The sequence below is a fragment of the Kitasatospora sp. NEAU-CNBT7 genome (genome assembly GCF_057220535.1).
Genome location: NZ_JBXQQB010000005.1, coordinates 310,654 through 324,207, shown reverse-complemented (window position 1 = coordinate 324,207; position 13,554 = coordinate 310,654). Strand labels below are relative to the sequence as shown.

Annotated in this window: 10 protein-coding genes and 2 pseudogenes; 5 read left to right on the top strand and 7 right to left on the bottom strand. The window is 70.4% G+C overall.

The genetic code is table 11. The features are described 5' to 3' along the window. Positions 1–16 precede the first annotated feature (16 nt). A complete protein-coding gene (locus tag AC2TEW_RS09765) occupies positions 17–316 on the top strand; it encodes a hypothetical protein (RefSeq protein WP_484622954.1) in 300 nt (99 codons plus the stop codon). 6 nt (positions 317–322) lie between these two features. Here AC2TEW_RS09765 and AC2TEW_RS09760 read toward each other — a convergent pair. Then, positions 323–694: pseudogene (locus AC2TEW_RS09760) on the bottom strand (tyrosine-type recombinase/integrase); the annotation flags it as partial. Positions 695–1,717: 1,023 nt separating this feature from the next. On the opposite strand from AC2TEW_RS09760, the gene AC2TEW_RS09755 reads away from it, so the two are divergent. Then, positions 1,718–2,098, top strand: a complete 381-nt coding sequence (locus AC2TEW_RS09755) for a hypothetical protein (protein ID WP_484622953.1) — start codon at positions 1,718–1,720, stop codon at positions 2,096–2,098. Positions 2,099–2,135: 37 nt separating this feature from the next. On the opposite strand, the pseudogene AC2TEW_RS09750 reads toward AC2TEW_RS09755, so the two are convergent. Further along, a pseudogene (locus tag AC2TEW_RS09750) lies at positions 2,136–2,955 on the bottom strand (transposase family protein). Positions 2,956–4,092: 1,137 nt separating this feature from the next. Between AC2TEW_RS09750 and AC2TEW_RS09745 the strand changes: the two are divergent. Further along, positions 4,093–4,854 (top strand): transposase family protein, encoded by a 762-nt coding sequence (locus AC2TEW_RS09745; RefSeq protein WP_484622952.1) that lies wholly within the window; start codon positions 4,093–4,095, stop codon positions 4,852–4,854. A 317-nt stretch (positions 4,855–5,171) separates the two neighbouring features. On the opposite strand, the gene AC2TEW_RS09740 is transcribed toward AC2TEW_RS09745, so the two are convergent. Next, on the bottom strand, positions 5,172–6,017 hold the full coding sequence (locus AC2TEW_RS09740) for a hypothetical protein (RefSeq protein WP_484622951.1): 846 nt from the start codon (positions 6,015–6,017) through the stop codon (positions 5,172–5,174). A gap of 212 nt (positions 6,018–6,229) precedes the next feature. After that, entirely contained in the window at positions 6,230–6,556 is a 327-nt protein-coding gene (locus AC2TEW_RS09735; protein WP_484622950.1) for a rhodanese-like domain-containing protein, read from the bottom strand. Between the two features lie 48 nt (positions 6,557–6,604). Between AC2TEW_RS09735 and AC2TEW_RS09730 the strand changes: the two genes are divergently transcribed. Further along, positions 6,605–7,222 carry a TetR/AcrR family transcriptional regulator gene (locus tag AC2TEW_RS09730; RefSeq protein WP_484622949.1) on the top strand — a complete coding sequence of 206 codons (618 nt, stop codon included), beginning with the start codon at positions 6,605–6,607 and terminating at the stop codon, positions 7,220–7,222. 106 nt (positions 7,223–7,328) lie between these two features. Here the strand turns inward: AC2TEW_RS09730 and AC2TEW_RS09725 are convergent, their stop codons facing one another. Continuing rightward, entirely contained in the window at positions 7,329–9,704 is a 2,376-nt protein-coding gene (locus AC2TEW_RS09725) for a glycosyltransferase family 39 protein (protein WP_484622948.1), read from the bottom strand. 211 nt (positions 9,705–9,915) lie between these two features. Continuing rightward, the gene (locus AC2TEW_RS09720) at positions 9,916–11,055 is read right to left on the bottom strand and encodes an alpha/beta hydrolase (RefSeq protein WP_484622947.1); all 1,140 of its coding nucleotides are present in this window, start codon (positions 11,053–11,055) and stop codon (positions 9,916–9,918) included. Positions 11,056–11,270: 215 nt separating this feature from the next. Here AC2TEW_RS09720 and AC2TEW_RS09715 point away from each other — a divergent pair, with 215 nt between their 5' ends. After that, complete coding sequence (locus tag AC2TEW_RS09715) at positions 11,271–12,047, top strand: HEAT repeat domain-containing protein (RefSeq protein ID WP_484622946.1); 777 nt, start codon at positions 11,271–11,273, stop codon at positions 12,045–12,047. Between the two features lie 72 nt (positions 12,048–12,119). Here AC2TEW_RS09715 and AC2TEW_RS09710 read toward each other — a convergent pair whose 3' ends face one another. Further along, positions 12,120–13,454, bottom strand: a complete 1,335-nt coding sequence (locus tag AC2TEW_RS09710) for a VanZ family protein (protein ID WP_484622945.1) — start codon at positions 13,452–13,454, stop codon at positions 12,120–12,122. Positions 13,455–13,554 lie beyond the last annotated feature (100 nt).

The window sequence follows — 13,554 nt, the reverse complement described above, 5'->3', positions numbered from 1 at the left end:
CCGAGAGGAGCCGGGAATGGGATACGACTTCCATATCACGCGAGCTGAACTCTGGACAGAGAGTGAGCGTAAACCAGTTTCCCGCGAGGAGTGGGAGGCTCTTGCTGACGGAAATTCAAGGCTGGAACGTCAGGGATTTGTCCGGTGGGCAGATATTGGAACTCAGCCTGTCTATGGAATCAAGAGTTCATCGGCGTCCTTCTCCTGGAGGCATGGGCGTGTCGTTGTAACGGGGCATATGGACGACGACGACTGGGCCTTGGCGGAGTCGATTGCTATTTCCTTGGGGGCTAGGCTCGTTGGGGATGACGAGTAGCCCGGACTAAGTTCCACTAAATCCCGACGGCCCCACCGGAGTTTGCTTCCGGTGGGGCCTCTGTGCTGTCTGGGGTGGTTTGACGGCAACGTCAGCGGACGGGCTCTTCACTTGGCGGGTCGTCAGGGCTCTCGGCAGCTCGGAGGGCGTCGCCGAATCGATAGCCTGGCGCTGGACGCGGAGCCGGACGTGGGCGTACACGGTGGCAGTGACGCCGATGTGGGCGTGTCCGAGTAGTTCCTTGATCACCACGAGCTCGACGCCCTGTCCGAGGAGCAGGGTTGCGGCGGTGTGCCTGAGATCGTGGAACCGGATGCGGCGGAGCCTGCCTGCCCGGCACTGTGCGATGTAGTGGCGGGTCAAGCTGGCCGGGTCGATTACGCCCCACCGCGCGACGGCCCGGCCACCTGCGCGCGCAGAAGCGGGAAAGGGCCGGGCAGGGCCCGGCGATGGCCTGGCAGCAGGCCAACGATGAGGCCGGCCAGGGAAGGCGGGATCGGCCAGCATCCGAGCCGCGCCTCCGGGTTGATGCTGAACGAAGGGCCGACGGGCTTGCCATCGGCAGGGTGGCTCAACATTGACACACCATGGCGGGGATCGGTGCTCCGGCGCGGGCCGGGCGGCGAAGCCTGGTCTACCCACCTACCCGGTCCGGGGCCCGCGTCGGGCATGGTCAGGGGGCCACTCGGCCAAATTCGGGCAGGCCCGAAGCCTGCCCGAGATCGCGGGCAAGCTTGCGGCCCCCTGACCATGCCCGACCCCAATCCGGGCAGGACACCGGCCAACGCCCGCTCCGCCTCCCTTTCAGTGCCACCTGCAACAAACCCCTAGTGGTGTAGACCTATGACGGCAATGCTGACGGTGACAGGGTCGGATAAACAGCGCACTTCCGCGGACGTTGACGGACCGGTAGATTGCCGCCCACCTGCGAAGATGCAGTCAGTAGGGGGTCGCCTATCACACGTACTATGTCCTTGCGGGAACCACGCCGATCCTGGTTCACAATATTTGTGATCTCAACGATGGCTATTTGTATCGCGGACTCGCTAAGGGGTGCCATGAATACGACAAAGCCGCACAAGGCCTTGCGGGACCTCGCGGAACCCGCGCGGACATAGATTCTCACATAGGCGGAAATGCCACGGATAGCATCTATACGTCAGGCGGACGATCCGGAGACTGCCCAGTTCTTTGTCGAAACTCTGGGTGACACCTCTATTGGAGAAGGCGTGATGCTGCGCGCCAGGGTGAGCTGCATCGATCCGTCAAGAATCATTCAGATCCATGGGACCCAGTATGGGAGATTCTTCGAAGACGAACGTCTCATAGCTGGCGAAATCATGGCTGGCGATTTCAGCTTCGACTTCGGGCTAACCTGGTCGTCCGTCGGGAGAAAATGAGATGAAGGAAGTCTCTGCAAGTGAATTGATCGCTGCATTCGATTCCGACTCCGATGTCGGCATTCAGGCCAAGAATGCATTGATTTCCGGATCGCCTTTCAAGATCTGGCTCGAGCCACCTCCGGCATCGAGGCTCCGGGGCATCCTTCGGGGGAGGGTGGGGGGCTTACGGCGGCGCGGCAAGTCGGTTTTCGGGGTTTCGGAATGCCTTGCGAGTCTTGCCGAAAAGGGCGATCAGGGACTTCTTGTAGCCTACGTGGACGATCGCAAACGAGCCGGATATCTATTTCCCCTCTATCTCGATCCACAGCCGCTCAAGGTGGTCGGATGTATAGGGTTTGGCTCCTCCTCCGAAGCTGACCCCATCTCCGGTCTCGAGTAACATCTCAGGGGAAGAGAAGCATCTCAGTGAGCCTCTTTCATCCTGAGTTTCCGCAGGTCGCGGGGCTGTGGATCATGAGGGTGTGGACGGCGGTGATCATGCGGCTGATCCGGTTGGTGGAGCATCGGGCCTTGCGGAAGATCTTCCAGGTCTTCAGCTGGGCGAAGGCGCGTTCGCCGGGTGCGCGCAGGCGGGCGTGGTCGCGGTTGTACTGCTTGTAGTGCTCGGGAAGCTCGTCGTGCCGGTGGTAGGGGGTGCGGACGGTCGCGCCGGCGCCCTGGTAGGCGCGGTCTGCCGGAACGAGGATCTCCCTGGTCAGGCAGGTTTGGACGATGCCGTGGGCGCGGGCGGCGGTCAGGTCGTGGGTGCGGCCCGGAAGGGCGCGGGAGAACCACAGAGGTGTGCCGTCCGGGGCGGCGATGACCTGCACGTTCATCCCGTGCTTGCGGTGTTTCTGCGAGTAGTACGGCTCGTCCGCGGCGATCCGGTCGGTCGGGATCAAGGTGCCGTCCACGATCACGAAGTCGCCCTCGCCCAGGCCCACCAGGGCCTCGCGTAGGCCCGGCGCCCAAGCGGCGAGAACGTCCAGGGTCTTGTCGACGTACCGCCAGGCGGTCGCCTGCGACACCCCGAACCCGGCTCCGACCTGGGCGAGCGTTTCGTTCTTGCGTAGATGGGCCAGGACCAGCAGGGCCTGCTTGAAACAGCCCAACTTCCGCCATCGCGATCCGAGTTCACACCTTCGGGTATGGATCAGCCACGGGACGTGCTCGACCAGCTCGTGCGGCACATCGAGCATGGCAGGATACGGAACCAACAGGGCCCCCCGGCGACGACGTGATGAGTGAGATCACCACGGCAACGACGAGGGGCCCTGTCGCGTCACTACGCCCTGCTGACCAGCCATTTCACCCTGCCGGAACAGGATGAAAGAGGCTCAGTGTCCCACCGGGATCTGTTTCCGGTGGGACACTGAGGTCCCTGACAGCAGTAGTTGACGGCAACGTCAGCGGACGGGCGGTGCTTAAACGGGTGGTGTGTCGTCGAGATCATCGGCGGTCTTGGTGGGGCCGAGCGAGTGTCAGGGAAGGTCGAGGTCGATGGCGTCTCGCTTGCCGGCTGACAGGGGCCTTGCCGGACGCGCTCCGGGTCGCTGACTCGCGCGGGCGGCGCATCCCTGCTCCCGAGCAAGGGGGCAGAGGAACGCTGACGGGCCAGACCACCGGCTGCCGCCGGTTCCGCAGGTGCCACGTCAGCACCGTCACTAACCCCCTCGCGCTGCCGTTATTCGAGGCGGTCTGTGTCACCGGCGAAGATCAGGACTGCGCCGCAGCGTCAGGCGAGATGCATACGCGCGAGGTGCTCACCCGCTGGATTGCCGGACGCTGTGCGCAGGCTGGCCATCCGTCCCACGAGCACAACGTCCGCGCCATCATCCGTGCCGAACTGGCGCGCAGCCGGCAGCGAAGAAATTGACTTACACCTCTGACGGAGCGGCGACGGCAGCAACCGCGGACCTCACCACACATCCAGGGACGTAGCCAGACCGTCGAGCCGTCGTTGACCTGCGAAAATTCGGGTCAAGAGGGGTCGCACAGCGAACGTACTGTGTGCTCGCGGGGACCGTCCTGATCTTGGTCCACAACGGCAATGGCGTAGGCATGTGCCCAGTCACGCCTGGACTGAACCACGGGGATCTTGGCGAGTTCTCCACATATCAACGGATCAAGCAGTCAGTCACGACCGTTCATGATCGCGGCTTCGGTGACGCTCCGTGGCTCAGGCACGGAAAGCGTCCAGAACCAGTTTTTTCACGAGTCGGCGACACACTGTGGTAGAGATCCACCGACTCATGGCAACTGGCTACTCAGTGAACCCTTCTCATCCTGAGCTGTGATGGTGACAGGGCTTCCTGCGGGGGCGCGTGACGCGGCAGGGCCCCTGGTCGTTGCGTCGGTGATTCCACTCGCCAACACTGTGACACAGGAGCCCTGTTGGTTCCCTATCGTGCCATGCTCGATGTTCCACACGAGGTAGTGGAGCACGTCTCGTCGCTGATCTACGCCCGAAGGTGTGAGCTGGGCTCACGCTGGCGCAAGATCGGCTGCTTCAGGCAAGCCCTGCTGGCCCTGGTCCGCCTCCGCAAGGGCGAGACGCTCGCCGAACTCGCCACAGGCTTCGACGTCTCCACCGCGACCGCCGGCCGGTACGTGAACGAGACCGTTGACGTCCTCGCCGAGCACGCCCCCACGCTGCACGAGGCCCTGCGGACATTGCCGCCCGAGGGCTTCGTCATCCTGGACGGCACGCTGATTCCGATCGACCGCGTGCGGGCGGATGAGCCCTACTACTCGCAGAAGCACAAGCGCCACGGGATGAACGTGCAGGTCATCGCATCACCGGACGGCACTCCACTGTGGTTCTCCCGCGCCCTGCCCGGCTGGACCGCGGACATCACCGCGGCCCACGCCCACGGCGTCATCCAGCACTGCCTGTCCCGGATGGTGCTCGTCTTGGCCGACAAGGGCTACCAAGGCGCGAACGGCACGGTCCGCACCCCGTACAAGGGCCGCGAACTTACGGAGAACTACCGACAGTTCAACCACGACCATGCGCGACTCCGCGCACCGGGCGAACGGGCCTTCGCCCGGCTCAAGCAGTGGCGGATCCTTCGAAAGGCCCGCTGTAGTACCAACCGCATCGGGCTGACAGTCGCTGCCGTTCACACCGCCGAGATCGCCTGGCGCTCAGGATGAGAAGGGCTCAGTGAAGGGCGTTCACCGAAGTGTGCTGGACCCCAATCTGGCCTGGTCTCTTCGACGGCGCAGACGCCAGGCCGGTGCCCAATGCTGCCGCCACCGGCGCCGCACCGCCCTGCTGAGTGGTTCCCGCCCCCGAACCCGCTCCTGGCATCAGTCCATTAGACTCACACGACCTCTGATCAGCCCAAATGGCGAACTGCTGCTGGATTACCAGATTGGTCATCGGCGTCGGCGGAGGAGTCGACGAGCGTCGTGGCCACCGGGAAGGGCGCGTTCGGGGTCGTGAGGCTCGGCGCACTGCGGATGGTTTATCACGGAGCGGAAGGCGCCGGCCCGGCGAGTGCTCTGGCGCTGTGCATCGCGAGCCGGGCGCGGGCTGCGCCCGCTCGGGTGGTGGCTGCGCCGCCGCCGACCTCGGCGGCCGGTCTGCCCAGGCCGGCGCAGGGGCGGCAGATGCCGGGCCGCGGCACCGGGTCGTGGCAGCGGGCGCACTCCGGGAGCGGGGCGCGGCGGGCCGTGGACGGTGGGGGCGGCAGTTTGCGTTCCAGGCGGCTGCGGAGCACCCCGGCCGGGGAGTGCATGGTGGCGGGCAGTCCCGGCAGCAGTGCGTGGGCCAGGTCGGCGGGGGTGCTGCCGTGTTCCAGCCAGCGGGCGACCAGCGGTGCGAGCTCCCGTGCCTCCGGCTCGCCGAGCCGCAGGCGCGGTTCGGGCCGGATCACCCGGAACAGCGTGGCGACCGCCTCGCGGATCCGGCGGTCCGGGGGAGGGAGGGTGGGTTCTTTCCCGGGGTCCTTTACTTCAGGGGTGTCACGGGGCCCGGGGGCCGATTCACCGGCGGCCGGACGGGGGGCATCCGGTACCGCCCGCTGGGGAGTGTCGAACACGTGGGCCTCGGAGCGTACGGTGCCGTCGGCCCGGCGGACCTTGTCGACGCGGTAGAACCCGGCCTCGGTCAACTCCTTCAGGGCCCGGCGGATCGCGCCCCGGCCCTGGGGGCTGGAGTCCGCCATCTGCCGGCCGTCCTCGCGCCAGCCGTCCGGGCGGGAGAGCAGGTCGTGCAGGAGGCCGCGGGCGGTGTAGCTCAGCCGCCGGTCCTGCAGGACGGTGTTGGGGAGGACCGTGAAATTGCGCGTGGGCGCGCTACGATGGACGTGCATCAGGCTTGTTCCCTGTTGCCGGACCCCGGGGTGTTGGCGCACCGCCGGGGTCGATTATGTTCGGAGACCAACTGAGGACATCGTAGGGCTCCTGAAACGCATATGACGCTGCGTCACACGATCGAGTGATCCGGGCGGTGGAGCGGGAGCGGCCCGCCGGAAGGTGCTCCGACGGGCCGGGGTGTGAGCGGTGTGAACGGTGGGGGCGGGGGTCAGGAGGTCTCGGTGGGCAGGCCCGCCTCGACCCAGTCCTGGATGCCCTCGCGGTACTTGCGGACGTCGGTGTAGCCGAGGGCGGTGAGCCGGTCGGCGACCTGGCCGCTGTTGGGGCAGGCCGGGTTGGAGCAGTAGGTGACGATCGTGGCGTGCCGGTCGGGCAGCAGGGTGGGCGCCTGGGCGTCGGTGTCGGCCAGGGTCAGCGGGACCGCGCCGGGCAGGTGCTGCTGCTCGTAGTACGCGCCGCCGAGTGCGTCGACGACGGTGACGGTGCCGTCGGTGATCGCCTTGGCGAGGTCGTCGCGGGAGATGAGTGTGGTCATGGCAGTGCCTCCGAGAGAATTCCGAGAGAATCGGACTACAGTCCTCTTGTGACTCACCATGACAGTAGCGGACCGCAGTCCGTTTCGCTAGAGCCGCTGGAGCTGCTGCGGACCCCGCCCCCCAAGGAGCGCGCCGACGCGGCCCGCAACCGGGCCGCGGTTCTGGAGGCGGCCGCCCGGCTGTTCGCCGAACGCGGCGTCGAGGCCGTGTCGATGGACCAGGTGGCCGCGGCCGCCGGCGTCGGCAAGGGCACCCTGTTCCGGCGCTTCGGCGACAAGTCCGGCCTGGCCGCCGCCCTGCTGGACGCCCGCGAACGCGTACTGCAGGAGGAGGTCCTGCACGGGCCGCCGCCGCTCGGCCCCGGCGCCGCCCCGGCCGAGCGCCTCGACGCCTTCCTCGACGCCTACTTCGACTACCTGCTGGAACACCTGGACCTGGTCCGGATGTCCGAGACCGCCACCCCCGGCGCCCGCTACCGGATCGGCGCGTACCGGTTCTGGCACCGCCACCTGGCGATCCTGCTCGGCTCCGCACCCGACCCCGACCAGACCGCGCACGCGCTGCTCGCCGCGCTGGCCGCCGACCACGTCGCCGCCCTGCTGCCGGAACTCGGCGAACAGCGGATGCGGGCGGGCCTGCGGCGCCTTGCCCGGGCCGCGGGCTGAGCCGGGCGGGTCGGCGGTCGACGAGCAGGCAGCGGACAGCGGACAGCGGACCGGCCCGCCGGAGGGGTGCTCCGACGGGCCGGTCCGTGTGCGGGGACGTGTGGTGCTACTTCGCCGTCAGGTCGTAGAGCGTGGTGCTGCCGACCGTCTTGGCGGTGAAGTTGGCCTCGACCCAGGCGGTGATCTTCGAGGAGTCGTTGCCGGAGGAGCCAGTGGCGGAGGCGCCCTCGCCGCCCGCGCCGCCGGTCGTACCGCCGCGCATCCCGCCGCCCATGCCTCCGCCCATGCCGCCACCGCCGATGAAGTAGTGGATCTTGCCCTCGGCGACGTACTGCTGGAAGGCCTCCAGGCTCAGCGACGGGTCGGTGCCGTTGAAGCCGCCGAGCGCCATCACCGGCTCACCGGTGGCGAGTTGGTAGCTGGCCTGGTTCTGCGAACCGACCGCCGCGGCCACCCAGGTGTACGAACCGGCATCCTGCTTCAGAAGCGCGGCGACCTCGCTGCTGACCTGGGCGCCGTTCAGCAGGCCGCCCATGCCGCCACCGCCGCCCATGCCACCCATCCCGCCGCGGAAGCCCTCCCCGCCACGGGTACCGGTGCCACCCGTACCCGTACCCGTACCCGTACCGCCCGGCGTCTGGCCGGGGAACCCGCCACCCGGGAAGCCACCGCCCGGGAAGCCGCCGGTCTGCCCGGTGCCGCCGGCCTGGCCGGTACCGCCCGGGGCCGTGCCGCCACCGGGGAAGGCGCCGCCCGGGAACCCGCCGCCCGGGAAGCCCATCCGGCCGCCGCCCGGACCCCCGCCGCCGGGACCGCCGAAGCCGTTGGCGCTCTGCACCCGCGGCCCGGCCGTCACGATCGAGCCCGAGTGCCCGGTGGAGACGGTGTCCACCGCGTACGCGGCCGGGCCGCCGAGCGCGGCCGCCAGCGCGGCCAGCCCCGCCACCGCCCCGACCCGGGCGCCGGTCCGGCCGGTCATCCGGCCCGCCGCCAGCAGCAGCACGGCCGCAGCCAGCCCGCCCACCAGCACCGTCCAGCGCAGCCACGGCAGGAAGTCGGCGCTACGCCCCAGCAGCACGTACGCCCACCAGGCGGTCACCGCGACCACGCCGGCCAGCAGCGCCGCGTACGGCATCCGGCGGCGGGCCCGCCACAGGCCGTCGACGCCCATGCCGACCAGTGCGGCGACGGCCGGGACCAGCGCCACCGTGTAGTACTGGTGGAAGATGCCGGACATGAAGCTGAAGGTCAGCCCGGTCGCCAGCAGCCAGCTGCCCCAGACCAGGAACGCGGCGCGGGCGCTGTCGCTGCGGCCGTAGCGGCGGGTGGCCCACAGGCCGGCCGCCAGCAGGATCAGCGCGGCCGGGATCAGCCAGGCGATCTGGCCGCCGATGTCGCCGTCGAGCAGCCGGGTGATCCCGGTGCTGCCCCACATCCCGCCGCCACCGCCCGGGCCGCCGCGGCCACCGCCACCGCCGCCGACCGAGCCCGTCTCGTCGCCGGTGATCCGGCCGAAGCCGTTGTAGCCGAAGGTGACCGAGAGGAAGTCGTTGTCCTGCGAGCCGCCGATGTACGGCCGCGCCGAGGCGGGCACCAGCTCGACGATCGCCACCCACCAGCCGGCCGACACCACCAGCGCGAGCCCGGCCAGCAGCAGCTGGCGGACCCGGCGCCCCAGCCCGGTCGGCGCGATCACCAGGTAGATCAGCGCGAACCCGGGCAGCACCAGGAAGGCCTGCAGCGTCTTGGTGAGGAAGCCGAAGCCGAACATCACGCCGGTGAACAGCAGCCACCGGGTGCTCGCCGTCTCGGTCGCCCGCAGCAGACCGTACGCGGCCAGCGTCATCAGCAGCACCAGCAGCGCGTCCGGGTTGTTGAACCGGAACATCAGCGCCGCCACCGGGGTCAGCGCCAGCGTCGCGCCGGCCACCAGGCCGCCGAGCGGCGAGAACCGGCGGCGCACCGCCGCGTACACCGTGCCGACCGTCGCGACGGCCATCAGCACCTGCGGGGCGAGGATGCTCCACGAGCTGAGGCCGAAGAGCCGCACCGACAGGGCCATCGGCCACAGCGACATCGGGGGCTTGTCGACGGTGATGAAGTTCGCGGCGTCCGAGGAGCCGTAGAAGAAGGCCTTCCAGCTCTGGCTGCCGGCCTGGACCGCCGCCGAGTAGAAGGCGTTGGCCCAGCCGGAGGCGGTGAGGTTCCAGAAGTACAGCGCCGCCGTGGCCGCGAGCAGGCCGAGCAGTGCGGGGCGGGCCCAGCGGGGGTCGTCCGGGCGGCCGCGCCAGGCGCGGGCCGGGAGGGTGCGCAGCCGTCCGCCCCAGGACCCCGGGCCCTTGGGGCCGGGTGCGGGCGCGGGTGCGGTGGCGGGCGGGAACGGGTCGTCGACCGCGGCCCGGGCCGGCGGCACCGGCGGCGGGTGGTCCGCAGCCTCGGGCCACGGTTCGCTGGTCGGAGGAACGGAGTCGGTCGTGGTCATGGGCATACGCTCGCGGCCCCGCCTGAGAGGTCCGTGAACGCGTCCTATGAGCGCCCTGTGATCTGCCGGAAGTCACCCGTCCGGCGGAGCGCGGCTCCGGTCAGCCCCTCCGCTCGGCCCTCCGGGCAGGGCCGCAGCGCCGTTGGCGGTGTGGCCAGGGGCGCGGCCGGAGCGCGGTGGCCGCGGCGTACGGGGGTGGGGTGGCGGCGCGTCAGGCCTGCGGGGAGGCGGGCTGCGGCGGGGTCAGCCGCTTGCCCAGCCAGGCCATCGCGGGCGGGATCTCCCGGGTCCAGGTGTGGAAGTTGTGGCCGCCGGAGTTCAGGGTGATCGTCGACAGCTGGGTGGGCGCCTTGAAGGCGGCCACCAGCTTCTGGGTGGCGTGGTAGTTGTCCTCGTTCAGGCTGGTGGCGAGCAGCAGCGAGACCGGCGGGGCGGGCCGGTTCTCCAGCCGCCACAGCAGGTCGTTCTCGCGCTCGAGGTCGGCGTTGCCGCCGAACAGGTCACCGGTGGTGGGGTCGGACGGCGCCTCGTAGTAGCCGGACAGCGACACCGCCGAGCGGTACGCGTCGGGCTTGCGCAGCGCGAACTTCAGCGCGCAGTACCCGCCGGTGGAGTCGCCCATCACGGCCCGCGCCTCCGGCTTGTCGTAGATCCGGTAGTCGGTGGCCATCGCCTTGGGCAGGTCGGTGGTGAAGAAGGTCTCCACCTGCGGACCGTTCGGGATGTCCATGCACTCGGTGTCGCGGTTGCCGACGCCGGCCGGGGTCGGGCGCATCATCACCAGCACGGTCGGCGGCAGCTGCCCGGCCTCGATGCCCTTGAGCGCGGTTTCCGGGTACTTCAGCAGGCTGATCAGCTTCTCCGGGATGCCGGGGTAGCCGGACAGCACCAGCGCCATCGGGAACCGGCTGCCGGCGAACTCCGGCTGGAAGTACTGCGGCGGCAGGTAGACGTAGGCGTCCGAGTTCAGCCCGGAGGCCTCGCCGCGGATGTCGATCTTCTCGATCTTCCCGGAGCGCTCCTTGGCCGGGCCCTGCGCCGAGTACATCTTCTGCTCGCCGGTCACCCGGATCGCCTTGCCGCCCGGCTGGTGGTCCACCACCTGGCCGGGGGCGCCGTCCAGGCCGAGCAGGTCGCTCCAGGTGCTGTAGAAGCCGAAGTACGAGTTGGCCACCAGCCCGAGCGCCGCCAGTACCACGGCCTGGGTCCCGAAGAACGCCCCGAGCCGCCCGAGCCACGCCTTCCAGCCGTTCCCGCCGAGTCTGGGCCACAGCCACATGGTGGCGGCGAACGCGGCGACCGCCAGCAGGGCGACGATGATCTGGAGCGGGAGTCCGGTGAGGCTTGGCACCCGCTGATCGTAATTGACCGGTGCTGCCGATCTGAGAGCGGGCTGGGTGCAGTCTGAGGGATGGCTAGGAGTCAGCCCCGCCGCCGTTGATCACCCGGGTCGTTCGCGTGAGGCCTGTTCGCCGGACGCGGTGCCGGACGCGGTGCCTCGGGCGGCCCTAGGATCGGCGCCGGCCCGCCGACCGGTGCGGCCGAAGGCATGGAGACGGCACCCGTATGACGATCGATCCGGTCGGACCGACCACCGACGAGCTGTTCGCCGCCGCCCGGTGTGAACTGGCCGACGGGGAGGAGGACGCCCCGGTGCCGCACCTGGTTGCGCTGCACCGCCGGCCGACCCGGGAGGTCTTCGACCGGGCGGCCGCCCTCCTCGGCCACGACGAGCCGCAGGAACGGGAGCTCGGCGCGTGGATCCTGCGGGAGCTCGGGGCGCCCGACGAGGAAGGGCGACGCCCGTTCGCCGCCGAGACGGTGGCGGTGGTGGTGCGCGAGCTGGCCGACGAGCCCGACCCCTGGGTCACCCGCGTGCTGATCTCCGTCCTCGGCTACCACGGCGCACGCGAGGCGCTCGACCTGGTGCTCTCCTACCGGGACCACGCCGCGCAGCCGGTCCGGTTCGCCGTCGCCGAGGCGTTGCCCGCCCTCGCCGACCCGGACCGGACCGAGGAACGCGTCGTCGACGCACTGCTGACCCTCGGCCGGGACACCGACTCCGACGTCCGCTGGTACGCCCTGTACGCGCTGTTCAACGAGACGGTGGGGGACAGGATGGTGGGGGAGGGGACGGCGGGGGACGGGACGGTAGGGCCGGACGCCGAGCGGCGGCGGGGCTGGGCCTCCGGGCTGGTGGCCGACGCCGACGCCGACGGTGACGCCGAGCGGCTGGCCCAGTTGCACCACCTCGGTTCGACCCTGGCACCGGACGACGACGCCGTGCTGCGCGGGCTGCTGACGGGTCCTGAGCGGCCGGTCCCTGAGCAGCCGGGTTCCTGAACGGCCGAGGACTCGGCGGCCGGGCCCCTGAGCAGTCGGGCCCCTGAGCGGTCGGCCGGCCGTCCGGCGGGGTCAGCGGCCGGGTCCGGCCGGATCGCCGTCCGTGAACGGTGCGCCGGTCACCGCGTCCAGCACCACCAGGGCCCGGCCCGGTCCGTCCGGCGCGGGTGTCGCGAGGCCGGCCGGTGTCAGCGAGAGCAGCCAGCACACGCGCCAGCCGCCCGAGCGGTCCGCCTTCGCCAGCAGCTCACCACCGGTCACCGCCATCCCGGGGCGGGCGGCCAGCGCCCGGGCCTGTTCGGCCGTCACGGCCGGCTTCGGCAGCGCCGGACGCGGCACGTTGCGGGCGGTGAACGACACCACCCGGCGGTCGTCGCCGACGATCACGTCGAGCCGCATCGGCATCAGCACACCGTCCACCCGGGACCGCCACTGCACCAGCTTCGCCTGGCTGCCGGGGCCGCCCGCGGGGAGGACCGTGGTGGCCGAGTCGGCCACCGCCCACGGGAAGTGCGCGCGGGCGAAGTCGGTCCCGATCGCCAGGGCGTCCTGGTCCGGCAACGGCGGGTGGCCGCCCGGCTGCTCGGCGACCGCGCCGAGAACGCCGGAGGTGATCTCACGTGAGGGCCAGTCGAGTACCAGATTGCCCGCCGGGGTGGCGACCTCCAGCCGCCCGGGCTGCCCGAAGCTGCCCGCCGTGAACTGGACCCGCCCCGGCGAGGTGCCGGCGCCGAAGAAGGCGTGGGTGGCGTCGATCGCGGCCGTGGTCTGGGCCTGGTCCGCCCGGTGGCCGTCGCTGGTGTCGGAGACCACGAACAGCAGGGTCGGCGCCGCGACGGCGGTCAGCACCGCCGCCCCGCCGACGCCGACCAGTGCACCGAGCCGCAGCTCCCGGCCGAATCGCAGCTCCCGGCCGAGCCGCCGCCGACCGCCCCGCCCGAGGCACAGTCGGCCGATCAGACAGCCCAGCAGCGCCCCGGCCAGGTTGGCCTCCAGGTCCACCGAGTCGCACGCCCGGCCCATGCCGGAGACCAGCGCCTGGGTGACCTCGACGGCCCCGGACAGCACGGTGAGCGAGGCGGCGACCGGCAGCGGACGCCGGACCGTGAGCGTCAGGAAGACGGCGGCGGGCACGAACAGGGCCACGTTCAGCAGCCCCTGGTCGGCCAGCAGCGCGCCGACGACGTCCCGTTGCACCGTGCACGCCATCGAGGCCGGGGCCTGCGGGCTCAACGGGTAGAGCGTGGCGGCCAGGACCAGCGAGAGCGAGACGGTGGCGCCGAGCGCCGCCACCACCGGCAGCCGGTACCGGCGGGCGGCGAACCACACCGGCGCGCCGGCCAGCACGGACAGCACGGCGCAGAGCACGACGATGGACTGGTTGCCGCGGAGGGCTGCTTCGATCATGAGGCGGGCGTTCCTGGGTCGGAGTGTCAGCAGACCAGCCGACCACACCGGAACAGTCGGTGAAGCCCGGATCGGTGAAGTTCTGCAACCTCGAGCTCGA

Bases quoted from the DNA above. Each gene is read 5' to 3' on its own strand.
- AC2TEW_RS09715 (WP_484622946.1), top strand. From the start codon at position 11,271: ATGACGATCGATCCGGTCGGACCGACCACCGACGAGCTGTTCGCCGCC.
- AC2TEW_RS09735 (WP_484622950.1), bottom strand. From the start codon at position 6,556: ATGACCACACTCATCTCCCGCGACGACCTCGCCAAGGCGATCACCGAC.
- AC2TEW_RS09710 (WP_484622945.1), bottom strand. From the start codon at position 13,454: ATGATCGAAGCAGCCCTCCGCGGCAACCAGTCCATCGTCGTGCTCTGC.
- AC2TEW_RS09765 (WP_484622954.1), top strand. From the start codon at position 17: ATGGGATACGACTTCCATATCACGCGAGCTGAACTCTGGACAGAGAGT.
- AC2TEW_RS09725 (WP_484622948.1), bottom strand. From the start codon at position 9,704: ATGACCACGACCGACTCCGTTCCTCCGACCAGCGAACCGTGGCCCGAG.
- AC2TEW_RS09755 (WP_484622953.1), top strand. From the start codon at position 1,718: ATGAAGGAAGTCTCTGCAAGTGAATTGATCGCTGCATTCGATTCCGAC.
- AC2TEW_RS09740 (WP_484622951.1), bottom strand. From the start codon at position 6,017: ATGCACGTCCATCGTAGCGCGCCCACGCGCAATTTCACGGTCCTCCCC.